Annotated in this window: 18 protein-coding genes; 15 read left to right on the forward strand and 3 right to left on the reverse strand. The window is 57.3% G+C overall.

Translation table 11 applies throughout. The annotated features are described in order from the left end of the window. Window positions 1-6: 6 nt before the first annotated feature. Both focA and ycaO read right to left on the reverse strand, forming a co-directional pair. Window positions 7-864: a formate transporter FocA gene (gene focA, locus ACL2XJ_RS16060; protein WP_413723788.1), complete on the reverse strand. Its 858-nt coding sequence runs from the start codon at window positions 862-864 to the stop codon at window positions 7-9. 503 nt (window positions 865-1367) lie between these two features. Next, on the reverse strand, window positions 1368-3125 hold the full coding sequence (gene ycaO, locus ACL2XJ_RS16065) for a 30S ribosomal protein S12 methylthiotransferase accessory factor YcaO (protein ID WP_413723789.1): 1758 nt from the start codon (window positions 3123-3125) through the stop codon (window positions 1368-1370). 250 nt (window positions 3126-3375) lie between these two features. Here ycaO and serC point away from each other — a divergent pair, with 250 nt between their 5' ends. The 11 genes from serC (at window position 3376) to ACL2XJ_RS16120 (ending at window position 16760) form a co-directional block, all read left to right on the forward strand. Next, a complete protein-coding gene (gene serC / locus ACL2XJ_RS16070) occupies window positions 3376-4461 on the forward strand; it encodes a 3-phosphoserine/phosphohydroxythreonine transaminase (RefSeq protein WP_413723790.1) in 1086 nt (361 codons plus the stop codon). 101 nt (window positions 4462-4562) lie between these two features. Next, the gene (aroA, locus tag ACL2XJ_RS16075; protein ID WP_413723791.1) at window positions 4563-5849 is read left to right on the forward strand and encodes a 3-phosphoshikimate 1-carboxyvinyltransferase; all 1287 of its coding nucleotides are present in this window, start codon (window positions 4563-4565) and stop codon (window positions 5847-5849) included. Window positions 5850-6191: 342 nt separating this feature from the next. Next, window positions 6192-6875, forward strand: coding sequence for a (d)CMP kinase (cmk, locus tag ACL2XJ_RS16080; RefSeq protein WP_132922648.1), 684 nt, complete (start codon window positions 6192-6194; stop codon window positions 6873-6875). A gap of 114 nt (window positions 6876-6989) precedes the next feature. Continuing rightward, complete coding sequence (rpsA, locus tag ACL2XJ_RS16085) at window positions 6990-8666, forward strand: 30S ribosomal protein S1 (RefSeq protein ID WP_132922647.1); 1677 nt, start codon at window positions 6990-6992, stop codon at window positions 8664-8666. Between the two features lie 93 nt (window positions 8667-8759). Continuing rightward, entirely contained in the window at window positions 8760-9047 is a 288-nt protein-coding gene (gene ihfB / locus ACL2XJ_RS16090; RefSeq protein WP_132922646.1) for an integration host factor subunit beta, read from the forward strand. A 273-nt stretch (window positions 9048-9320) separates the two neighbouring features. Continuing rightward, entirely contained in the window at window positions 9321-11591 is a 2271-nt protein-coding gene (locus ACL2XJ_RS16095; protein ID WP_413723792.1) for a ComEC family protein, read from the forward strand. A 37-nt stretch (window positions 11592-11628) separates the two neighbouring features. Continuing rightward, a complete protein-coding gene (gene msbA, locus ACL2XJ_RS16100; RefSeq protein ID WP_132922641.1) occupies window positions 11629-13380 on the forward strand; it encodes a lipid A ABC transporter ATP-binding protein/permease MsbA in 1752 nt (583 codons plus the stop codon). After that, window positions 13373-14380, forward strand: coding sequence for a tetraacyldisaccharide 4'-kinase (gene lpxK / locus ACL2XJ_RS16105; RefSeq protein WP_413726905.1), 1008 nt, complete (start codon window positions 13373-13375; stop codon window positions 14378-14380). The genes msbA and lpxK overlap by 8 nt, the downstream gene beginning before the upstream one ends. Window positions 14381-14757: 377 nt before the next feature. Further along, window positions 14758-14940 (forward strand): Trm112 family protein, encoded by a 183-nt coding sequence (locus ACL2XJ_RS16110; protein WP_132922640.1) that lies wholly within the window; start codon window positions 14758-14760, stop codon window positions 14938-14940. Further along, a complete protein-coding gene (gene kdsB, locus ACL2XJ_RS16115; RefSeq protein ID WP_132922639.1) occupies window positions 14937-15689 on the forward strand; it encodes a 3-deoxy-manno-octulosonate cytidylyltransferase in 753 nt (250 codons plus the stop codon). The genes ACL2XJ_RS16110 and kdsB overlap by 4 nt, the downstream gene beginning before the upstream one ends. Before the next feature lie 177 nt (window positions 15690-15866). Then, the gene (locus tag ACL2XJ_RS16120) at window positions 15867-16760 is read left to right on the forward strand and encodes a YcbJ family phosphotransferase (protein WP_132922638.1); all 894 of its coding nucleotides are present in this window, start codon (window positions 15867-15869) and stop codon (window positions 16758-16760) included. Window positions 16761-16771: 11 nt separating this feature from the next. On the opposite strand, the gene elyC is transcribed toward ACL2XJ_RS16120, so the two are convergent. Further along, window positions 16772-17542: an envelope biogenesis factor ElyC gene (elyC, locus tag ACL2XJ_RS16125; protein WP_413723793.1), complete on the reverse strand. Its 771-nt coding sequence runs from the start codon at window positions 17540-17542 to the stop codon at window positions 16772-16774. Between the two features lie 153 nt (window positions 17543-17695). On the opposite strand from elyC, the gene cmoM reads away from it, so the two are divergent. Genes cmoM through mukB form a run of 4 tightly spaced genes read left to right on the forward strand, consistent with a single transcriptional unit; the run spans window position 17696 to window position 24966 of the window. Continuing rightward, window positions 17696-18481: a tRNA uridine 5-oxyacetic acid(34) methyltransferase CmoM gene (gene cmoM / locus ACL2XJ_RS16130; RefSeq protein WP_132922636.1), complete on the forward strand. Its 786-nt coding sequence runs from the start codon at window positions 17696-17698 to the stop codon at window positions 18479-18481. Beyond that, complete coding sequence (mukF, locus tag ACL2XJ_RS16135) at window positions 18478-19800, forward strand: chromosome partition protein MukF (RefSeq protein ID WP_132922635.1); 1323 nt, start codon at window positions 18478-18480, stop codon at window positions 19798-19800. Before cmoM ends, mukF begins: the two co-directional genes overlap by 4 nt. Continuing rightward, window positions 19781-20518 (forward strand): chromosome partition protein MukE, encoded by a 738-nt coding sequence (gene mukE, locus ACL2XJ_RS16140; protein ID WP_132922634.1) that lies wholly within the window; start codon window positions 19781-19783, stop codon window positions 20516-20518. Before mukF ends, mukE begins: the two co-directional genes overlap by 20 nt. Further along, entirely contained in the window at window positions 20515-24966 is a 4452-nt protein-coding gene (mukB, locus tag ACL2XJ_RS16145; protein ID WP_413723794.1) for a chromosome partition protein MukB, read from the forward strand. Before mukE ends, mukB begins: the two co-directional genes overlap by 4 nt. Window positions 24967-25096: the final 130 nt, after the last annotated feature.

Genomic DNA, 25096 nt, shown 5'->3' on the forward strand with positions numbered 1-25096 from the left:
ACCAAATTAATGGTTATTTCCACCGCGCAGATAAATTACCCAATACGTTAACCCTACCAGTAACCCCCCGCCGATGATGTTGCCAATCGTTACCGGAATCAGGTTGTCGATAATAAAGTTACTTACGGTAAGATGTGAAAACTGGTCGGGCGCCATTTTAATGGCTTGCCAGAACTCCGGACCAGCAAAATTCTTAATCACAATACCCATTGGGATCATAAACATATTGGCGATGCTGTGTTCAAAACCGCTGGAAACAAACATCGCGACAGGGAATATCATGGCAAACATTTTATCCATCAGGCTGCGGCCGGAATAACTCATCCATACCGCCAGACAGACCAGCAAATTCGCCAGAATCCCAAGACACACCGCCTCGATAAAAGTGTGATGCACTTTATGGTCGGCAGTCTGCAAAACGTTCAGGCCCCAGCCGCCGTTGGCGACCATATGCTCCCCGGAAAACCAGATAAGCGCCACGAAGAACAACGCGCCGATAAAGTTCCCGATGTAAACGTTGATCCAATTACGCGCCAACTGCCCCCAGGTGATGCGTCCGCTGGCCTTGGCGACCATAATCAGCACTGTGGAAGTGAACAGGTCCGCGCCGCAAACCACCACCAGCATCAGGCCTAAGGAGAAACATACCCCGCCCACCAGTTTGGCGATGCCGTAAGGCATTGCGGTGGTACCCGTGGTGGCGGTGATATAAAAAGCGAAAGCGATGGAGATGAACACGCCTGCGGTTATCGCCAGGAAAAACGTTTTTGCCGGTTGTTTGGTTGCTTTATAAACGCCGGCTTCTTCAGCGACTTTTGCCATGGCGGCAGGCAAGAGTAAATCAAATGGGTTGTCAGCTTTCACACTAACTCTCTCGGTGAATAATTAAACGTTGTAATTCTAACAAAGCAGTATAGTGCAAAAATTGACTTGGATCATAATGGGCCGAACTTAACGGCCTTTCGGGTAGGGGAAATGGGGTAAATTAATTATAAGTTATTGATTTTTAAGTTAAAAATAAAGTTTAATAATTACACAAAGATTTGAAAACGGCATTTTTTGCACTTTTATGAACGTTATGAAATAGCATCGCATATAGCCGCAATGTTTCATCAGAGCAATAAAAACAACCAAATTTCACTTCACGATAACAATAAACTATTTATTGGAACCTTGGCGAGCATTATATTTCGCCAAACGCCCGGCGATAATGCTCAATGTCATCGGCGCTAAATAAAGACATGATTTATGTAGGGTTATTGCACCCGCTCGCCGTGACGACGGATAAATTTATTTTATCTTCCCCCCGCCGGACCGTAACGGCGGGGGGAAAAGAGCGTAGCGCTTATCTTTCCGGCTCCGGGATCCTACCGCCAGTAGCGGCGTTTTGCCAACTGCAATTTTTCATAGGCGGCCAGTAGGGCGCGATGGGCCGGCAGTGCGTGCAGATCGCCGTCGATGGTAAACAGGCCGGCAAAGCACTGCTTGCCCCGCAGTGCGGCGTTAGCGCTGGCAAGCGTGGCGGCACCGTACATGCGTTCGAACGCGGTGCGGTACTGCGCCGGATCCCGGCCGGACTCCTGGGCGAGCAGAAGGAGGGTTTGCAAACAGCGATAATAATTTTCCCGCTGCGGCGAAAAAACCGAACTATTGAAATCCAGGGTCCATTCGGTCCAGATCAACGCCTGTTCGAGGTCGCCTCCCGCGAGCGCCAGCATGGCTTTCAACTCTCCCACCCGCAGGGTGAACCAACCGTTGTCCCGGCCGGTGGCCAGGCCCAGCAGCTCACGCACCCGGGTGAAATCGTCCAGCCCTTCATCATCAAGCCGCTCGATAAATGCCAGATACCGCTCCGGGGGCCACTGGCTTTCCGGCAGGCTTAACAGCTCGTCGCGCAGATGGGCGGCCATGGTGTTATTGGCGAACAATAAATCCTCCGCCGGATAGATATCGGACATGCCCGGCACCAGTATACGGCAGGCATAAACGCCCAAATGCTCGTAGTCCGCGATATAGACCTCTGCCTCCTTTCGCCGGAAAATCTCCAGCATGGCGGCGAATTCCGCGCCGGTGGTGCCGCTGAAATTCCAATCCACAAAGGGATAATCGGCATCCTCTTTAAACAGATCCCAGGAGATAAGCCCGCTGGAGTCAATAAAATGCGTTTCCAGGTTGGTTTGCTCCGCCACTTCCTCGTCGTCAAAGGTAGGCGGGGTAAAGACATCCAGATCTTTCAGGCTGCGGCCCTGCAACAGCTCGGTCACGGTGCGCTCCAGCGCCACGCCGAAATCCGGATGCGCGCCGAAAGAAGCAAAACAGGTGCCGTTGGCGGGATTGAACAGCACGACGCAGATAACCGGGTATTCGCCGCCAAGGGATGCGTCATAGGCGAAAATGGGAAAGCCTTCCTCTTCCAGCCGGCTAATGGCCGCCAAAACGCCGGGATAGCGGTCCAGTACCCTTTGGGGTATGAGCGGCAGACTGATGGATTCGGCGATGATGCGGTTTTTGATATGGCGTTCAAACACTTCGGACAGCGCCTGTACCCGCGCTTCATTGGCGGTATTGCCCGCCGACATGCCATTGGAGACATAGAGATTGCCGATGATATTCATCGGGATATAGATAACCGCGTGGTCCGATTGCCGGGTAAACGGCAGGGCGCAGATGCCGCGCTCTTTATTGCCGGATTGCAAATCCACCAGCGCGCCGGCCCGCAGCGTCCCGTCGGGATCGTAAAAATTCCGCAGTCGATCGTCCAGGATGCCGTGCGGCAACGTATCATCCGCCGTCAGGGGAAACCACTTTTCGTTGGGATAGTGCACAAAATCGCCCTGGGCGATGCTGTGGCCGAGATAAAAATCGGCAAAGAAATAATTGGTGGAAAGCCGCTCGAAATACTCCCCCAGAGCAGAGGCCAGCGCGGCCTTTTTGCTGGCGCCTTTGCCGTTGGTGAAACACAGGGGGCAGTCGCGATCGCGGATATGCACTGACCAGACATGGGGAACCGGGTTGAGCCAGGAGGCCTCTTCAATATTAAAACCCAGCGCCGACAATTGTTGATAAAATCGCTGGATGGAGTCTTCGAGGGCGGCGTCTTTACCGGGGATAAATGTCTGGGTCATAAGGCTCACTTTATTATCGTCGCTAAACCGGCATAATACGGTGTTTTGCCTTCAGGCTCCACGTATTCTCTGTAAAGACCGCCGCCGGACGTAACAGCCTCATGAATGGTATGGTTGATATTCCGGCCGCGAATGCGTCGATGGCTAAAATGCGCAAGAGAGTCAATAAACGTTGCGACGTCCGAATGCGAGTGATAAAAACGATGGCATCGGATGTTCAAACGGTTTTCGGTCAATGTGGTGAGGGGAAATGAATCAGGTCTTTAATTTTAGCGCCGGCCCGGCAATGATTCCGGCGGAAGTATTGCAGCGCGCGCAGCAGGAATTATGCGACTGGCATGGACTGGGTACGTCGGTCATGGAAATCAGCCACCGCAGCAAGGAATTTATCGAGGTGGCGAAGGAATCCGAACAGGATTTGCGCGAACTGTTGAGTATCCCCGATAATTATAAAGTGCTGTTCAGCCACGGCGGCGCCCGCGCGCAATTCGCCGCGGTGCCGTTGAATCTGCTGGGGGAAGGCGCCGGCGCCGATTACATCGACGGCGGCTATTGGGCCCACAGCGCCGTGGCCGAAGCCCGCAAGTATTGCGATCCCCGGGTCATTGACGTGAAGACCCGTCTTGACGGCATGCGTGCCGTCAAGCCCATGGGCGAGTGGGCGCTCTCCGCAGACAGCGCGTATGTGCATTACTGCCCCAATGAAACCATCGACGGGCTGGCCATCGACGAATTACCCGATTTCGGCGACAAGGTGGTGGTGGCGGACTATTCTTCCACCATTCTTTCCCGCCCGCTGGATGTCAGCCGGTTCGGCGTGATTTATGCCGGAGCGCAGAAAAACATCGGTCCGGCCGGGCTGACGCTGGTTATCGTGCGCGAAGATCTGCTGGGCAAGGCCCGGCGCGAAACCCCTTCGGTCCTGAATTACCAGGTGCTGGCGGAAAACGACTCCATGTTCAATACCCCGCCCACCTTTGCCTGGTATCTTTCCGGCCTGGTATTTAAATGGCTCAAAGCGCAGGGCGGCCTGGCGGCAATGGATCAGCGCAACCAGGCGAAAGCCGATCTGCTGTACCGGTTTATCGACCGCAGCGAATTTTACCGTAACGATGTGGCGCCGGCCAACCGTTCACGCATGAACGTTCCCTTCCTGCTGGCGGATGCGGCGTTGGACAAGCTGTTCCTGGAGGAATCCGTTGCCGCCGGTTTGCATGCCCTGAAAGGTCACCGCGTGGTGGGCGGAATGCGCGCGTCGCTCTATAATGCCATGCCGCTGGCGGGCGTTGAGGCCCTGGTGGCGTTTATGACCGAATTCGCCCGGCGGCACGGCTGATCTTTCGCGGCCTCCGCTGTACGAATAGAATGAAATAACCTGCGACCCCGACCTTACCGCCGGGGTCGCTGATTTTTTAATTGTTGGAGAACGTGTTTCACATGCAGGAATCCCTGACCCTACAACCGGTGGCGCACATCAACGGCATCGTTAACCTGCCCGGTTCGAAAAGCGTATCGAACCGTGCTTTGCTGTTGGCGGCACTGGCCCGCGGCACCACCCGGCTGACCAACCTGTTAGACAGCGACGATGTGCGTCATATGCTGGCGGCCCTGGCGGCGTTGGGCGTCACCTACCGCCTGAGCGCCGACCGTCGTCAGTGCGAGGTTGACGGGCAGGGGCATGCCCTGACCGCCGCCGCGCCCCTGGAGCTGTTCCTGGGTAACGCCGGCACCGCCATGCGGCCGCTGGCGGCCATGTTATGCCTGGGCCGGCATGACATCCTGCTCACCGGCGAACCGCGCATGAAAGAGCGCCCCATCGGGCATTTGGTGGATGCTCTGCGCCAGGGCGGCGCCGAGGTGGAATACCTGGAACAGGAAAATTACCCGCCGCTGCGCCTGCGGGGCGGTTTCCGCGGCGGCGAGATCGAGGTGGACGGCACTGTTTCCAGCCAGTTTCTCACCGCCCTGCTGATGGCGGCGCCGCTGGCGGCGGAAGATACGGTAATCCGCATTAAAGGGGAACTGGTCTCCCGGCCCTATATAGACATCACCCTGACCCTCATGGAAACTTTCGGCATCCGGGTTCGCCATGAAAATTACCGGGTTTTTTACCTCAAAGGCAATGAATGCTATCGCTCACCGGGGCATTATCTGGTGGAAGGGGATGCCTCTTCGGCGTCCTATTTTCTGGCGGCGGCGGCTATTCGCGGCGGCACCGTCCGGGTGACCGGCATCGGTAAAAACAGCGTGCAGGGCGATATCCGCTTTGCCGATGTGCTGGAGCGCATGGGCGCGGTTATCCGCTGGGGCTATGATTTTATCGAGTGTACCCGCGGCGAGCTGCATGCGGTGGATATGGACATGAATCATATTCCCGACGCCGCCATGACCATCGCCACCACCGCGCTGTTTGCCGGCGGCACCACCCGGCTGCGCAATATTTATAATTGGCGGGTGAAAGAGACCGACCGGCTGTCGGCAATGGCCGCCGAACTGCGCAAAGTGGGCGCAGAGGTAGTGGAAGGGGAGGATTTCATCGAGATAACCCCGCCCAAGACGCTGAAGTTCGCCGAAATCGGCACCTACAACGATCACCGGATGGCAATGTGTTTTTCATTGGTAGCCTTATCCGATACGCCGGTCACCATACTCGATCCCAAATGCACCCATAAGACTTTTCCGGATTATTTTCAGCAGCTGGCGGCCATAAGCACGCTGAAGTAGACGCCGGTCCGGCGGAGGGATGACGGTCTTTTTTGTCCCGTGGCTCTCCCTGACGCATTGGGCCGTTAGTCGTGGAACATAATGGAAGCGGGTAGGGAAATTGTCGGATTGCCCGCGGAGCCAATCCTGTGGCCGGCTTGGCCGCTTAAGGATATTCCTTGCCGCCGGTCCGCGCGGAAACGGCGCGGGCAGACTACAATCGAGCCAACGGGCGGAAGATATTTCCTTATTGGATTAGCCGCGTGCAAGGGTAACCTATATTCCATAATGATGCGTATAATGTCCCACAAGACGTTTCGTTATTATGGAAATGAAGTTTCCCGCTGAGAGGAGAAAACAACAATGGCAGCAGTCGTCCCGGTGATCACCATCGACGGACCGAGCGGTGCAGGGAAAGGTACGTTGTGTAAAGCATTGGCGGAAGCATTGCAGTGGCATTTGCTCGATTCCGGTGCCATTTACCGGGTTTTGGCGTTGGCGGCATTACACCATCAAGTGGATATCAGTGCCGAAGACACCCTTGTTCCTCTGGCCGCGCACCTTGATGTGCATTTCAAGGTACTGGACGGGCAGTTGGAAATCGTGCTGGAAGGGGAAGATGTCGGCCAGGAAATCCGTACTGAAACCGTTGGCAATACCGCCTCGAAAATCGCCGCTTTTCCGCGGGTCCGCGAGGCATTGCTGCGCCGCCAGCGCGCTTTTCGCGAAGCGCCGGGGCTTATCGCCGACGGCCGGGATATGGGCACGGTGGTGTTCGCCGACGCGCCGGTGAAGATTTTTCTTGACGCGTCGCCGGAAGAAAGAGCGCACCGACGCATGCGGCAGTTGCAGGAAAAGGGCTTTAGTGTTAACTTTGAACGCCTTTTATCCGAGATAAAAGAACGGGACAGCCGCGACAGGAATCGTCCGGTGGCGCCGCTGATACCGGCGCCTGACGCGCTGGTACTGGATTCCACCAGTATGACTATCGAAGAAGTGATAGCCCAGGCGTTAAGCCATTCCCGACGGATCCTGGCGTTAGCATAGCTGTGCATGAATCAAATACCCTGTTGCAAGGACCGGCAACGGGGCGTGTAAAACAACCCCATCAAGCAGGATGCCGGATGGACGTTAATCAAAAACACCTGAAGATTATCAAATATGACAGAATCTTTTGCTCAACTCTTTGAAGAATCCCTGAAAGAAATCGAAACCCGCCCCGGTTCGATTGTACGCGGTACCGTTGTATCCATCGATAAAGATGTCGTTCTGGTTGACGCCGGACTGAAATCCGAATCCGCCATTCCCATTGAACAGTTCAAAAATGCCCAGGGCGAACTGGAAATCAAGGTCGGCGATCAGGTTGACGTTGCGCTTGACGCAGTGGAAGACGGTTTCGGCGAGACACTGCTGTCCCGTGAAAAGGCCAAGCGCCATGAAGCTTGGCTGATGCTGGAAAAAGCCTACGAAGAAGCCGCTACCGTTACCGGCATCATCAACGGCAAGGTCAAGGGCGGCTTCACCGTCGAACTGAACGGCATCCGTGCGTTTTTGCCGGGTTCGCTGGTGGACGTGCGTCCGGTACGCGATACCCTGCATCTGGAAGGCAAAGAGCTTGAGTTTAAAGTGATCAAGCTGGACCAGAAACGCAACAATGTCGTCGTTTCCCGTCGTGCGGTCATCGAATCCGAAAACAGCGCTGAACGTGACCAACTGCTGGAAAACCTGCAGGAAGGCATGGAAGTCAAGGGTATCGTCAAGAACCTTACCGACTACGGCGCCTTCGTTGATCTGGGCGGCGTGGACGGCCTGCTGCACATTACCGATATGGCCTGGAAACGCGTTAAGCATCCGAGCGAAATCGTCAATGTCGGCGATGAAATCACCGTCAAGGTTCTGAAATTCGATCGCGAACGCACCCGTGTTTCCCTGGGCCTGAAACAGCTTGGCGAAGATCCGTGGGTCGCTATTGCCAAACGTTATCCTGAAGGTACCCGCCTGACCGGCCGCGTCACCAATCTTACCGATTACGGCTGCTTCGTTGAAATCGAAGAAGGCGTTGAAGGTCTGGTGCACGTTTCGGAAATGGATTGGACCAACAAGAACATCCATCCGTCCAAGGTTGTCAACGTGGGCGACGTGGTTGAAGTGATGGTGCTGGATATCGACGAAGAACGCCGCCGCATCTCCCTGGGCCTGAAACAGTGCAAAGCCAACCCGTGGCAGCAGTTCGCCGAAACCCACAACAAGGGCGACCGCGTTGAGGGCAAGATCAAGTCCATTACCGATTTCGGTATCTTTATCGGCCTGGACGGCGGTATCGACGGTCTGGTCCATCTGTCCGATATTTCCTGGAACGTGGCCGGTGAAGAAGCCGTGCGCGAATACAAGAAAGGCGACGAAATTGCCGCCGTTGTGCTGCAGGTGGACGCAGAACGCGAACGTATTTCCCTCGGCGTGAAGCAGCTGGCTGAAGACCCGTTCAATAACTATTTGTCTTTGAACAAGAAAGGCACCATTGTTACCGGTAAAGTCACTGCAGTTGACGCGAAAGGTGCTACAGTTGAATTAGCAGGCGGCGTGGAAGGATATCTGCGCGCCTCTGAAGCCTCGCGTGACCGCATTGAAGACGCTACACTGGTTCTGAACGTGGGCGACGACGTTGAAGCAAAATTCACCGGCGTTGATCGTAAAAACCGCGTTGTGAGCCTGTCGGTACGTGCCAAGGACGAAGCTGACGAGAAAGAAGCTATCGCTACTGTGAATACCAAGCAGGAAGATACCGGCAACTTCTCCAGCGCTATGGCCGAAGCGTTCAAAGCAGCTAAAGGCGAATAATAAGGGGGAGCGGTTTTATCGCCGCTCCTGGACGGTAGCTAAGTGAGTCGCGCGCCGCTTTGATGATGGAGGGTGCGCGAACTTGGAGGAACTATGACCAAGTCTGAACTTATTGAAAGACTTGCTGGCCAGCACGCTCATATACCGGCTAAAGTTGTTGAGGATGCGGTGAAAGAGATGCTTGAACATATGGCGACCACCCTCGCCAGCGGTGAGCGCATCGAAATCCGTGGTTTCGGCAGTTTTTCGCTTCACTACCGTGCACCGCGAGTCGGACGTAACCCGAAAACCGGGGATAAAGTGGAATTGGAAGGCAAATACGTCCCCCATTTCAAACCCGGCAAGGAATTACGCGACCGCGCCAATATTTATGGTTCATAACGCAAAGATCATGCTATAAGCGCGTTTGAAAACCTCGCATATAAGACACCTTCGGGTGTCTTTTTTTTGTTTTCGCGGTAGGGATAACGTCCTAAGCGGCAAGAAAATGCGCGTGAATACGCATCATTAGCTGTATCGCTGCAATCAAAGCACTCTTTGCCGAACGGGCCGCGATAACTGATCATAAGGCGATGGCGTCGCCCGTCAGGCTATTCCACAATCGGTTGATACTCCCCCCCGGGGCCCGCTGATTCATTTCCTGACGGATCATGGATGCCGATATCTCTTAATCACCTTGCCCTGTCCGCCATTCTCGGCGTGCTGCCGCTGACCTTGCTGCCGCAATTGCCCGGCACGGCGACACTTTACGGCATTATGGCCGCAGCCTGGCTGCTGGTCATGAGCCGGGCATATTTCCCGCTGCTGGCGGCCGTTGCCTTGGCGAGCTTTGTCTGGGGATGCTGGTGCGCCGGGCATCTATTACAGCAAACCTCGCAGCTGTCCAGGCCCATAATCACCGTACAGGCTACCATCGCCAGCATCTCTTATACTGAGCATCCCCGCTCGAGGGCGCTAATAAAAATTACCCACGCCGGCGGCCGGCGGGTCTTCCCGCCGGTTTATGCCTCGGTAGGCTGGGCGTCGTTGCCGTCGCCGTGGTGCGCCGGCCAGCAATGGCGGATGACCTTGAAACTGCGGCCACAGCACAGCCGCCTGAATGAGGGCGGTTTCGACAGCCAGCGCTGGGGCATCGCCAATCATCAGCCGCTGGTGGGACGAGTCATCAAGGCCAGGGTTATAGATGCCCGCTGCAACCTGCGCCAGCGGCTGATAGATAATTCATACCGGCATATCAAGGGGCTTGACTGGCCGTCAATCCTGCTGGCGCTGGCTTTCGGCGAGGGTAAAACCATGCCGGAGAATATCCGATTGGCGCTGCAGCAAACCGGCACCGCCCATTTGATGGCCATCTCCGGCCTGCACATCTCCCTTGCGGCCATGTTCGGCTGGCTGGTGGGGCGGGGCGGGCAGTTTTTCCTGCCGATGCGCTGGATAAGCCCGGCCATGCCTTTGGCGGTGAGCTGGCTGACCGCCGCGGGCTACGTCTGGATCTCCGGCGTCAATTTCCCGGCGGTCCGGGCCCTGATTGCGCTGTCCTTGTGGATCCTGCTGCGTATACGCGGAGCCCATTGCAGCGCCTGGCAAGTCTGGCTGTGGTGCGTCGCCCTGATACTGGTTACCGACCCTCTTAGCGTGCTGTCCACCAGTCTGTGGTTATCCTGCCTGGCGGTATCGGCACTCATTTTCTGGTTTCAATGGGCGCCGCTGCCGGTTGGCTGCCAATCCGGCAAGCGATGGCTCGTCCTGCGCTGGCTGCATCTGCAAACCGGAATGACCCTGTTGCTGCTGCCGCTGCAATGGGGTTTGTTCCACGGCGCCAATCCCTGGTCCTTACCCGCCAATCTCTGGGCGGTGCCGCTGGTTTCATTCATCACCACCCCGCTGATTCTTTCGGCCCTGTGTTTTACCCTGCAGCCGCAGGTGGGCGCGTTATTATGGCGTTTGGCAGACTACTCCCTAGACTGGGTGTTCATGCCATTGCCCAGATTGCAGCGAGGCTGGTTTGAGCTGGCGGAAACCGGCATGGCTTTCAGTATCGGCGGCTGGCTGGCGGTGGTTATCTGGCGCTTCGGCTGGTGGAAAACCTATGGGTTGAACATGGCGGTGATAAGCGCTCTGCTGTTGCAGCCCAAGGAAAACCAGCGTCCACGCTGGCGGCTGGATATGCTGGATGTGGGTCACGGCCTGGCGGTGGCCGTGGAACGCAACGGCCGGGTGTTTTTATACGATACCGGCGTCAGTTGGAAAGGCGGCGACATCGGCAAAGCTGAAATCGTGCCTTATTTCATCTGGCGCGGCCTGGCGCCGGAGGCCATCTGGCTGAGCCACAGCCATCAGGATCATATCGGCGGTTTGGATACCCTTAAGAAGGTCTATCCCCGCGTCCCGGTGGCCAGCTCCTATCGCGCCGACGATCACCGGCCCTGTCTCAAGGGACAGCGCTGGGTCTGGCAGGGGTTGCGGTTTGAGGTGCTGTGGCCGCCCAAGCAGGTGGCGAAAGCCAATAATAATGATTCGTGCGTGATTCGAATCGATGACGGCAAGTATCGGGTGCTGCTGACCGGCGATATCGAAGCGCCGGCGGAGCGGGCCCTTATCCGCGCCGGTCGCGGTTTATTGCGGGCGGATATTTTGCAAGTGCCGCACCATGGCAGCAAAACTTCGTCCACCAGACCGTTTTTGAGAGCGGTGCGGCCCAAGGCCGCTCTGGCATCGGCGGCGCGTTTCAACCAGTGGCGTCTGCCGGCGGAAAAGATCCGTCTTCGATACCGTCAAGAGGGCATTCCCTGGCACGATACCGGACGATCGGGACAGATCAGCGTGCGGTTTTATGATGATAAATGGGTGATAAAAGGTTATCGGGAACAAATAATGCCCCGATGGTATCACCAGTGGTTTGGCGTCCAGGCGGATAATGGGTAGAATGGTCGGCTATTTAGTCTAAGCGCTGGTTAATTGAATGCTAAATGATAAAGATCTCTCCACGTGGCAGACGTTTCGTCGCCTCTGGCCGATGATCTCCCCTTTTAAGACCGGCTTGATCGCCGCGTCTATTGCGCTGATTCTTAATGCTGCCAGCGATACGTTAATGTTATCGCTGCTTAAGCCTCTTTTGGATGATGGCTTTGGTAAAACCAACAGCCGAATCCTGGTCTGGATGCCTCTGGTGGTCATCGGTTTGATGATAGTGCGCGGGGTGACCGGATTTGTCTCAAGCTACTGCGTGGCATGGGTATCCGGCAAGGTGGTGATGCAGATGCGCCGTCGGCTGTTCAGCCATATGATGGGCATGCCGGTATCCTTTTTCGATCAGCAATCCACCGGCACGCTCCTGTCGCGCATCACCTATGACTCGGAGCAGGTGGCTTCGTCGTCGTCCGGCGCGCTGATAACCGTCATCCGTGAAAGCGCCTCGATTATCGGCCTGTTTGTCATGATGTTCTATTACAGCTGGCAGCTCTCCTTGATCCTGGTGGTTATCGCGCCCATCGTCTCCGTGTCTATCCGTCAGGTGTCCAAGCGTTTTCGCAATATCAGTAAAACCATGCAGAATACCATGGGCCAGGTCACCACCAGCGCCGAACAAATGCTCAAGGGACACAAAGAAGTATTGATTTTCGGCGGCCAGAAGGTGGAAAGCGAACGCTTCGACCATGTCAGTAACCGGATGCGGCAGCAGGGCATGAAAATGGTGTCCGCCGCGTCGGTATCCGACCCGGTGATCCAGTTTATCGCTTCCCTGGCACTGGCCTTTGTACTGTATGCCGCCAGTTTCCCAAGCGTTATGCAAAACCTGACCGCCGGGACCATCACGGTAGTGTTTTCATCCATGATTGCCCTGATGCGGCCGCTGAAATCCCTCACTAACGTCAACGCGCAGTTTCAGCGCGGCATGGCGGCCTGCCAGACCCTCTTCGCCATTTTGGATATGGAAAAGGAAAAGGATGAAGGCACGCGGGTTGTCGAGCGCGCCGAAGGAAATATTGAATTCCGTCACGTGACCTTCTCTTACCCGGGCTCCGATGTACCCTCGCTGCGGGATATCAATCTGACCATCCCGGCGGGTAAAACCGTGGCGCTGGTGGGACGTTCGGGTTCCGGAAAATCCACTATCGCCAATCTGCTGACCCGTTTTTATGACGTGCAGGAAGGGCAGGTGCTGCTGGACGGCTATGATCTGCGGGAATATACCCTGCCGTCGCTGCGGGATCAGGTGGCGCTGGTGTCACAAAATGTGCATCTTTTCAATGACACCATTGCCAATAATATTGCCTATGCCCGCAAGGACCGGTTCACCGCGGCGGAAATCGAGAATGCGGCCCGCATGGCTTACGCCATGGACTTTATTGAAAAAATGGAGCACGGGCTGGATACGGTAATCGGCGAGAACGGCGTATTGCTCTCGGGGGGACAGCGCCAGCGCATCGCGATTGCCCGTGCGCTGCTGCGCGACTGTCCGGTGTTGATTCTTGATGAAGCCACTTCGGCGCTGGATACCGAATCGGAACGCGCCATACAGAAAGCGCTGGACGAACTGCAGAAAAACCGCACCTCGCTGGTGATTGCCCATCGGCTGTCAACCATCGAAAAAGCGGATGAAATCCTGGTGGTGGAAGACGGCAGAATCGTTGAGCGCGGCTCGCACGGAGAGCTATTGGCTAAAAAAGGCGCCTATGCCCAACTCTACCGGCTGCAGTTCGGCAATGATTGATCGCATCTGGTTCGGCGGAACGCGGTGGTATTGGCTTTTACTGCCCTTTTCCTGGCTGTACGGACTGGTGAGCGCCCTGATTAAAGCCAGCTACCGGCGGGGCTGGCGCAAAACCTCGCGTTTCCCGTTGCCGGTGGTGGTGGTGGGAAATCTGACGGCGGGGGGCAATGGAAAAACGCCGGTGGTATTGTGGCTGGTGACGCATTTGCAGCAGAGGGGATGGCGGGTCGGCGTCGTTTCCCGCGGCTATGGCGGCCGGGCCGAACGGTATCCGCTGCTGCTGGACGACAAAACCCATCCCCGGCAGGCCGGGGATGAGCCGGTGCTGATTTTTCGGCGCACCGGCGCACCGGTGGCGGTCTCCCCCAGCCGCGTCGACGCGGTGAAGGCCTTGCTGAAACAGCAGCCCCTGGATGTGGTGATCACCGACGACGGATTGCAGCATTATGCGCTGGCCCGCGATATCGAATGGGTGGTGATAGACGGCGAGCGGCGGTTCGGCAACGGCTGGTGGCTGCCGGCCGGCCCGATGCGCGAGCGTGCCTCTCGGCTAAAAAGCGTCAGCGCGATCATCACCAACGGCGGCCGTGCGCTGCCGGGGGAGGTGCCGATGCGGCTGCTGGCGGGGGAGGCCGTTAATCTTGTCAGCGGACAGACCCGGAAAGTGGAAAGCCTTTCCCAGGTGGTGGCAATGGCGGGCATCGGCCATCCGCCACGCTTTTTTGCCACGCTGCGCGCACAGGGCGTCGAGCCGGTACGGGAAGTCTCCTTCGCCGATCATCAGTCCTATCGGCGCCAACAGCTGTCTGTCCTGACCTCGCCGGGACAGGTCCTGGTAATGACGGAGAAAGACGCGGTTAAATGCAGGGAGTTCGCGCAGGAGAACTGGTGGTATATCCCGGTGAATGCCCGATTGCCGGAGGGGGATGAAGAATCGTTGCTAGCACCCATTGAACAACTTATCCGGCGCTATCGCCAAGGAACCGCGCCTTCGAATTGACCAGCCCAAAAAAACAATCGGCCCGATGGGGATACCATCAGGCCGAGAGAGCGATGTATTTCTTGCTTAGCGGCTAAAATTAGCGAACATAGCAATGATTTTATTTACTGTTTTCATGGCAGGTTGTCTCTTAAATTCCGAAACTGTGATGTGGCTCACAAAAAATACTACGCTTTTAACATCTCGAGATCAATCACCTTTGTACAAAATTTGATAGTTATGGCCTCCTGTTGCGATAGGCGGGAGGTGGCGATGTTCTCAGGCACTCTTCTGGCTCCTTACACACTATTGCGGCACTCTTCCATTCCCGCCCGGCAGCGCAATATGCTATCCTCAGGGCCATCAACCCATGGCGGGATATGTAGGCTGGAGGAAACATGGATCATCGTTTACTGGAAATCGTAGCGTGCCCGGTATGTAATGGGAAACTTTATTTTAACAAAGAAAAACAAGAGCTTATTTGCAAGTCAGATGCCTTGGCTTACCCGGTTCGCGACGGTATCCCGGTCCTGCTGGAAAGCGAGGCCCGCGCAATGACCCTGGACGAGACAAATCAATGAGTTTTGTTGCTATTATTCCCGCACGGTTCGCATCCAGCCGTTTGCCGGGCAAACCGCTGGCGGATATCAATGGTAAGCCGATGGTGGTGCATGTGATGGAGCGGGCCCGTGAGTCCGGGGCGGATCGTGTCATTGTGGCCACCGATCATGCCGGCGTGGTGGACGCGGTCAGGCAGGCGGGCGGTGAGGTCTGCCTCACGCGGGCCGACCATCACTCCGGTACCGAACGCCTGGCGGAAGTGATTGAACGCTATCAATTCAAAGATTCCCAAATCGTGGTGAATGTGCAGGGCGACGAGCCCCTTATCCCGCCGTCGATTATCCGTCAGGTCGCGGATAACCTGGCGAACTGCGAGGCGGGCATGGCTACCCTGGCGGTGCCGATCCGCACGGCGGAGGAAGCCTTTAACCCGAATGCGGTTAAGGTGGTCATGGATGCCAAAGGGTTCGCGCTCTACTTTTCACGGGCGCCGATTCCCTGGGATCGCGAGCGTTTCACACAGTCCCGGGAACAGATTGGCGATACCTTCCTGCGGCATATCGGCATATATGCCTATCGGGCCGGTTTTATCCGCCGCTACGTCGATTGGTCCCCCAGCCGCCTGGAGCAAATCGAAATGCTCGAACAGCTCAGAGTGCTCTGGTACGGTGAAAAAATCCATGTGGCGGTGGCCAGGGAAGTGCCGGGTCTCGGCGTGGATACCCAGGAAGAATTGAACCTGGTCCGCCAGCTGTTGCAACAGCCGTAATGCCAATACATTAAGATTGATACCGGATTAGCGGCGCTAATTCGGTATCATTGCCTCGATTACCGGTCTTTTCCGCTAAAGCTTGATCTGAAACGAGGAATTTTCCTGACGATGCCAGCATCATGACGAGTGTATATTATTCATTCTTTATTATTACTGGTTAAGGTTCTATCTGTCATGGAACAGTTGAAAGCGGAGTTAAGCGCTGTATTGGGCGAGCCTTTAAGCCGCCTCGAACGGATTAGCGAACAGCCCTACGCACACCTTTACGCCATGTACGATAAGGAAGGAAATCCGCTGTCTTTGCTGGCGAAAAGTTACGTCTGCCAGGGTATCGCCCAGCAGGAAGCCTACAAACTCTCCATGCTGGCCCGTGAGGGGGACGTGCGGTTGCCGACGGTATACGGACTGGTGGTCACCCAGCAAGCGCCTTATAAAGAGCTGTTGCTGATGGAACGCCTGCGCGGAGTTTCGGTGGAAGCGCCCACCCGGACGCCCCAGCGCTGGGCGCTGCTGAAAGATCATATCGTCGAATGCGTGCTGGCCTGGCATCGCATCGATAGCCATGGCTTAGTGGGCACGGTGGACAGTACCCAGGATAATACCTGGTCGAAATGGTACGCGCAGCGTATGGAAGTGATTTGGTCAACCCTGCTGAAAGTTTCGGCCCCGCTGTTGACCTATGAAGATCGAAGCTTATTGTTCCGCACCCGCCAAAGCAGGGAAAAGCTGTTCGCGGAGGACCCTGAAAACTGCGTGCTGGTGCACGGCAATCTTACCTTGCGCAGCATGCTGAAAGATTCCCGCACCGACCAGTTGCTGGCGATGCTCAACCCCGGCCCGATGTTATGGGCGCCAAGGGAATATGATCTGTTCCGGCTGTGCGAGGACGGCATGGCGAAAGAGCTATTGTACCATTACCTCAGCAAGGCGCCGGTATCGGAAGCCTTTCTTTACCGCCGCTGGATTTACGCTATCTGGGAGGCGGCGGCCCGCTATATCCATACCGGTTTTCTCGATCGCGGCGTGTTCCAACAGGCCGGTCCCGAGCTGCGGCCTTGGCTGGATTGACCCCCCTGAACTCAGGTGGCGGAATCGCCGGTCATCCTCTGCCAAAGTCCGCCGAGAGTCTCATACCAGGCGCGTTCCGTATGTCCCAGCCAGAGCGCCGAGGGATAAATCCGCTCCCAGAAATTCAACGCACTGGTCACTGCCAGCTGATTAGCCGGCACCGGAATCGGCGATAGGCCCGAGGCCTGGAAGAAACGCATTGCCCGCGGCAAATGATTGGCCGATGTCACCAGAAGAAACGGTGCCCGGCCCACCAGGGCTGCGACGCCGGCGGCTTCCTGCCCGGTATCGCGGGGCTTTTCCAGCTTGATGATATCCCCGGCCGGGACCCCGAGGCTTTCCGCTACCCGCGCGGCGGTTTCAGCGCTGCTGACCGGATTGTCCGCCGCCGCGCCGCCGGTGAAGACCATTTTGGACCCGGGATGGTTTCGGTACTGTCTGATACCTTCCACCACCCGCGGCAGGCTATTATTGACCAGGTTGGAGCTCGGCGCCCAATGGGGATTATAGGTATACCCGCCCCCCAGCACCACCACATAAGCGATGCTGGTCCCGGTATCGTCATAAGTGGGATAGGCCGCTTCCAAGGGAGCGAGCAGCCTGTCCGCAATGGGTTGCAGGCTTAACAGCAGCAGGGTAAGCCAGCTTAGGGATACCAGGATTCTGCCGGTTATCTGCCGGCGGCTGAACCAAAGCAGAATAAGGCCCGCCGCCATCAGCAGCATAAGCAGCGGTAAAGGCGACAGCAGGCCGCCGACTATTTTTTTAAGCGCAAAAAGCATCAAAAAACGCTCCTATTGGGTGAAATCTAAGCAACCAGGCACGATCCGGCGCCATAAAGATCCATTCTAAGTCAGCCTGTGACAAAATAGTTTATTCACGGCGGGTTTATGGTAAAAACGCCTGTAGCGAACGCCATGCCCGGAGCATCTATCATGCAGGACCGCAATTTTGATGATATCGCCGAAAAATTCGTGGGTAATATTTACGGCACCACCAAGGGCCTGATCCGCCAGGCGGTGGTATGGCAGGATTTGCAGGAACTGTTGACCAGGTTGCCCTCGCGCCCGCTCTACATTCTCGACGCCGGCGGCGGAGAGGGGCGCATGGCCTGCCAACTGGCGGCCCTCGGTCATCGGGTATTGCTGTGCGATGTATCCGCCGACATGTTAGCGCGGGCGCGGCAACTGGCAAGTCTCCAAGGTGTGATGGATAACATGCAATTTGTACAAAGCGCCGCGCAGACCGTTGCCCCCCATTTGGAAAGGCCGGTTGATCTGATATTGTTGCATGCGGTCCTGGAGTGGGTAGCCGAGCCCAGGGAGCTATTGTACAAACTTTATGAATATCTGGCCCCGGCTGGCGCTCTGTCATTAATGTTTTACAATAAGCACGGTCTGGTTATGCGTAATATGATCCTGGGCAATATCGAATTTGTGAAATCAGGCATGCCGAAACGGAAAAAACGCTCGTTAATGCCGGATCATCCCTGCGATCCCGAACAGGTCTACGGCTGGCTGGCCGATATGGGGATGACCGTCAGCGGCAAAAGCGGTGTCCGGGTGTTTCATGACTACCTGCAAAACAAGCAGCAGCAACAGGATGATTTTCCGGCATTATTGGCGATGGAGCAGCGGTATTGCCGGCAGGAACCCTTTATCGGCATGGGACGCTACATCCACGTCATGGCGCATAAACTTCCCCTGAAGGATGGATTATGAGTGAATTTTCCCAGACTGTACCCGAACTGGTGGCCTGGGCGCGTAAGAATGATTTCTCTTTGTCGCTGCCCATTGAGCGACTGGCTTTTGTGTTGGCCATCGCCACCCTCAACAGCGAGCGGATGGACGGCGAAATGACCGAAGGGGAACTGGTGGACGCTTTCCGCCACGTCAGCAAGGGCTTTGAACAAACCCATGAAACGGTGACGCTGCGCGCCAATAATGCCATTAATGACCTGGTGCGCCAGCGATTGCTCAACCGCTTCATCAGCGAGCAGGTGGAAGGCAATGCCATCTACCGTCTGACGCCGCTGGGCATCGGCATCAGCGACTACTATATCCGCCAGCGCGAATTTTCCACCCTGCGCCTGTCTGTGCAATTGTCCATCGTCGCCCAGGAACTTCAGCGGGCGGCCGAAGCGGCCGAAGAAGACGGCGATGAATTTCACTGGCACCGCAATGTGTTCGCGCCCTTGAAATATTCGGTGGCGGAAATATTCGACAGTATCGATATGACGCAGCGCATCATGGATGAACAACAGCAATCGGTGAAAGACGACATCGCCGAACTGTTGAACCAGGACTGGCGCGCCGCCATCGCCAGCTGCGAATCCCTGCTGTCGGAAACCTCAGGCACCCTGCGGGAACTGCAGGATACCCTGGAAGCGGCGGGGGACAAGCTGCAGGCCAACCTGCTGCGCATTCAGGATGCGACGCTGGGACACCAGCATCTCGTCTTTATCGATAAGCTGGTGCTTGACCTGCAGAACAAGCTGGATCGCATTACCAGCTGGGGCCAGCAGGCCATCGATCTCTGGATTGGCTATGACAGGCATGTGCACCGGTTTATCCGCACCGCCATCGATATGGATAAAAACCGGGTATTCGCCCAGCGTCTGCGGCAATCGGTACAGCACTATTTCGAGCAGCCCTGGACGCTGACTTTTGCCAATGCCGATCGGTTGCTGGATATGCGCGATGAAGAATTGATGCTGCGTACCGAAGAAGTCACCGGCGAATTGCCGCCGGATATGGAGTACGAAGAATTCAATGAAATCCGCGAGCAGCTGGCCGCCATGGTGGAAAACGCCCTGGCGGTGTATAAGCAGCAGCGGTTGCCCCTGGATCTCGGCCGGGTGATGCGCGATTACCTGATACGCTTCCCGCGCGCGCGGCAGTTCGACGTTGCGCGCATTTTGGTTGATCAGGCCGTACGTCTGGGTGTGGCCGAATCAGATTTTTCCGGATTACCGCCGCAGTGGCAGGCAATCAACGATTACGGTGCTAAGGTACAGGCCCATGTCATCGATAAGTACTGAAGAAAACATGCCGGTTAAGCTGGCTAAAGCGCTGTGTAACGCGCTGTTCCCGGCGCTGGACAGCCAGCTGCGTTCCGGTCGGCATATCGGCGTCGAAGAGCTGGACAATCACGCTTTCCTGATGGATTTCCAGGAGGAGCTTGAGGGCTTCTATCGCCGCTATAACGTGGAACTGGTCCGCGCGCCGGAGGGCTTTTTCTATCTTCGCCCGCGGTCTACGACGCTTATTCCTCGTTCGGTATTGTCCGAGCTGGATATGATGGTGGGCAAGATACTCTGCTACCTCTATCTCAGTCCCGAGCGCCTGGCCCATGAAGGGATTTTCACCCAGCAGGAGCTTTACGACGAACTGCTCAGCCTGGCGGATGAAAACAAACTGCTTAAACTGGTGAATCAGCGTTCCACCGGCTCGGATTTCGACCGGCAAAAGCTGCAGGAAAAGGTCCGTACCTCCCTCAATCGTCTGCGGCGGTTAGGCATGGTGTGGTTTATGGGCAACGATGCCGCCAAATTCCGTATCACAGAAGCGGTGTTTCGTTTCGGTGCCGATGTGCGCAGCGGCGACGACCCGCGCGAGGCCCAGTTGCGTATGATACGCGATGGCGAGGCGATGCCAATCGAGCAGGCATTATCCCTGAATGACGAGCAGGACGATAATGACGCAAACGGCATGATGAATGACGGAGAGTCAGATAGCGCCGAGGATGAACAGGCATGATTGAACGTGGTAAATTTCGCTCATTGACACTGGTTAACTGGAACGGATTCTTCGCCCGTACTTTCGATCTGGACGGGTTGGTCACCACCCTGTCCGGCGGTAACGGCGCGGGAAAATCCACCACCATGGCCGCCTTTATCACCGCGCTTATTCCGGACTTGACCTTACTGCATTTTCGTAACACCACGGAAGCCGGGGCCACCAGCGGATCGCGGGACAAAGGCCTGCACGGGAAACTGCGCGCCGGGGTCTGCTATGCCGCCCTTGACGTGATCAACTCCCGCCATCAGCGGGTGCTGGTGGGCGTGCGGCTGCAGCAAATCGCCGGACGCGATCGCAAGGTGGATATCAAGCCCTTCATGATCCAGGGCCTGCCCGTCGCGGTGCAGCCCACGGAGATCCTGACGCAAATCGTCGGCGATCGCCAGGCGCGCGTGCTGAGCCTGCAGGAGGTCAAGGAACGGGTGGAAGAGCATGAAGAGGTGCAGTTTAAAATCTTCAATTCCATCACCGATTACCATTCCCTGATGTTCGACCTGGGGGTGATTCCCCGCCGTCTGCGCTCCGCCGCCGATCGCAGCAAGTATTACCGGCTGATTGAAGCGTCGCTGTACGGCGGCATCTCCAGCGCCATTACCCGATCCCTGCGGGATTACCTGCTGCCGGAAAACAGCGGCGTACGCAAGGCATTCCAGGATATGGAAGCCGCCCTGCGGGAAAACCGCATGACGCTGGAGGCCATCAGGGTCACCCAATCGGACCGCGATCTTTTCAAGCATCTGATTTCCGAGGCCACCTCTTATGTGGCGGCGGACTATATGCGCCATGCCAATGAGCGGCGCCTGCACCTTGATCAGGCGCTTTCCCTCCGGCGCGATCTCTTCAGCAGCCGCAAACAGCTGGCGGCCGAGCAGTACCGTCATGTGGACATGGCGCGTGAACTGGCGGAGGTGATGGGCAGCGAGTCGGATCTGGAAACCGACTACCAGGCGGCCAGCGATCATTTGAATCTGGTGCAAACGGCCATGCGCCAGCAGGAGAAGGTTAACCGCTATCGCGACGACATCGATGAGCTGACCTTCCGCCTGGAAGAGCAGACCGAAGTGGTGGCGGAGGCCAGCGGGATCCAGCAGGATAATGAGGCCCGCCTGGAGGCCGCCGAGCTTGAGGTGGACGAACTTAAAAGCCAGCTCGCCGATTACCAGCAGGCCTTGGATGTGCAGCAAACCCGCGCCATTCAATACCAGCAGGCATTGCAAGCGCTGGAGCGCGCCCGCGAGCTCTGCCAGGCGCCGGATCTGACCGCCGACAGCGCCGAGCGTGAACTGGCGCTGTTCCAGGACAAGGAACAGGAAGCCACCGAAGCCCTGCTGCAACTGGAACAAAAGCTGAGCGTCGCCCAGGCGGCGCACAGCCAGTTTGAGCAAGCCTACGGGCTGGTGGAGCGGATTGCCGGAGCTACGCCCCGCGGCGAAGCCTGGCAGGCGGCCCGTGAGCTGTTGCGCGACGCGGCCTCGCTGCGGCATCAGGCCGAACGGTTGCATCCGCTGCGCGGCCAGTTGAACGAACTGGAACAGCGTCTGCGTGAACAGCAGGACGCACAGCGTCTCCTGGCGGATTTCAGCAAACGTCTGGGGACCGATTACCAGCCGGAAGAGCTGGACGCGGCGCAGCAAGAGCTGGAGGCACAGGTTGAAACGCTGTCGGTTTCGGTGTCCGAGGCCGGCGAGCGCCGCATGGGGCTGCGGCAGGAATTTGACCAGCTTGCGCAGCGGCTGCAAATGCTGACCCAGCGTGCCCCGGCATGGCTGGCGGCGCAGGACGCGTTGACCGCGCTCGAAGATCAGAGCGGTGAGCACCTTGAAAGCGGCTCCCTGGTTACCGAGTATATGCAGCAACTGCTGGAACGCGAACGCGAGACCACGGTGGAACGTGATGAAGTGGCCGGCGTCAAGCGGGGCATCGAGGAGCAAATTGAACGTCTGAGCCATCCGGGGGGCAGCGAGGACCTGCGTCTGGCTACCCTGGCGGAACGTTTCGGCGGCGTATTGCTCTCGGAAATCTACGATGATGTCACGTTTGACGATGCGCCATACTTCTCCGCCCTGTACGGACCCTCGCGCCATGCCATCGTCGTGCCGGATTTATCCCGCATACGCGACCAGTTGGACGGCCTGGACGACTGCCCGGACGATCTCTATCTGATTGAGGGGGATCCGCAGTCCTTCGATGACAGCGTTTTCGGCATCGAAGAACTGGAAAAAGCGGTGCTGGTGAAGGTCGCCGATCGGCAATGGCGCTATTCCCGCTTCCCGGCGGTGCCGCTGTTCGGCCGCGCCGCCCGTGAAAACCGCTTGGAAAGCCTCAATGCCGAGCGCGACGCCCTGGCTGAACGTTATGCCACCCTCTCATTTGATGTGCAAAAGCTGCAGCGGCTGCATCAGGCTTTCGGCCGTTTTGTCGGCAGCCACCTGGGGGTAGCGTTCGAAAGCGATCCGGAAGCGGAGATCCGTGCGTTGACCAGCCGCCGCGGCGAGCTTGAACGGCTGCTGAGCGATCATGAAAACCAGCACCAGCAGCAGCGCCAGCAGTACGAATCGGCGCGGGAAGGACTCAGCCTGCTCAATCGGCTCATCCCCCGCATAAGTGTCCTGCTGGACGACACTCTGGCGGATCGACTCGAGACCATCCAGGGGGAGTGGGAAGAGGCACAGGATGCGGTGCGCTATCTGCAAACCCACGGCGCCGCCCTGGAGCAACTGGAACCGCTGGCGGCGGTGCTGCAAAACGACCCCGAGCAGCATGAGCAGCTGCAGGCGGATTACCTGCAGGCGCAGCAAACGCAGCGCCTGGCAAAGCAACAGGCTTTCGCCTTGACGGAAGTGGTGCAGCGCCGCGCCCATTTCGGTTATTCCGATTCAGCCGGCATGCTGACGGAAAACTCGGACCTCAACGATAAGCTGCGCCAACGGCTGGAGCAGGCAGAGGCCGAACGCGGCCGGGCCCGGGACGCCTTGCGCCAGCATCAGGCCCGGCTCACCCAGCTGAATCAGGTGCTGGCGTCGCTGAAAAGCGCCTTCGACGCCAAACGGGACATGTACCAGGAGCTGACGCAGGAGTTGCAGGATATCGGCGTACAGGCCGATGCCGAGGCGGAAGTGCGCGCCCGGGAGCGGCGTGATCAGCTGCATGCCTCCCTCGGCCAGAACCGCAGCCGCCGCAATCAGCTGGAAAAACAGATCACGTTCTGCGAGGCGGAAATGGACGGCCTGCAGAAAAAGCTGAACAAGCTGGAGCGGGATTACCACCAGATGCGCGAGCAGGTGGTGACGGCCAAGGCCGGCTGGTGTGCCGTGATGCGCCTGGTGAAGGACAACGGCGTCGAGCGGCGGCTGCATCGCCGCGAACTGGCGTACATGGAGGCGGACGATCTGCGTTCCATGTCCGACAAGGCCTTGGGCGCTCTGCGCCTGGCGGTGGCCGACAACGAGCATCTGCGGGATGTGCTGCGTTTATCGGAAGACCCGAAGCGGCCGGAGCGTAAAATCCAGTTCTTCATCGCCGTCTATCAGCATCTGCGCGAGCGTATCCGGCAGGATATCATCCGCACCGACGATCCGGTGGACGCCATTGAGCAAATGGAGATCGAACTGAGCCGGCTGACCGAAGAGCTCACCGCCCGCGAGCAAAAACTTGCCATCAGCTCCCGCAGCGTGGCCAATATCATCCGTAAAACCATTCAGCGCGAGCAAAACCGTATCCGTATGCTGAACCAGGGTTTGCAGGCGGTTAGCTTCGGCCAGGTGAAAAGCGTGCGGCTCAATGTCAACGTACGCGAGGCCCATGCCACCTTGCTGAGCGTGCTCAGCGAGCAGCAGGAGCAGCATCAGGATTTGTTCAGCAGTAACCGGCTGACCTTCTCCGAAGCCCTGGCGAAATTATACCAGCGGCTCAACCCGCAAATCGATATGGGGCAGCGGACGCCGCAGACCATCGGTGAAGAGCTGCTGGATTACCGCAACTACCTGGAAATGGAAGTGGAGGTCAATCGTGGTGCGGACGGCTGGCTGCGGGCGGAGAGCGGGGCGCTTTCCACCGGTGAGGCCATCGGTACCGGCATGTCGATATTGGTGATGGTGGTGCAAAGTTGGGAAGAGGAATCAAGCCGGCTGCGGGGCAAGGATATTTCGCCGTGCCGTCTGCTGTTCCTTGATGAAGCGGCGCGCCTGGACGCCAAATCCATCGCCACGCTGTTTGAGCTGTGCGACCGCCTGCAGATGCAGCTGATTATCGCCGCGCCGGAAAATATCAGCCCGGAAAAAGGCACCACCTATAAGCTGGTGAGAAAGGTCTTCAATAATCAGGAACACGTACATGTCGTGGGCCTGCGCGGCTTCGCCAACGAACTGCCCGCGCCGGCGCCCGTCGCGGCGCAGGAAGCATCCTAGCCTGGTCGGGACAGGCTGCCTGATCGTAAACACGCCGTGAACCCGTCCCTGGGGGCTCGATCCGCGTGATTACGGCTACCATCCCAGGCAGCCGCCCTGCGGGCCAACGCCTGGCGGCATTGTTCCAAAA

Source organism: Sodalis sp. RH16 (assembly GCF_047324245.1).
GTDB classification, from domain to species: Bacteria; Pseudomonadota; Gammaproteobacteria; order Enterobacterales; family Enterobacteriaceae; genus Acerihabitans; species Acerihabitans ligni.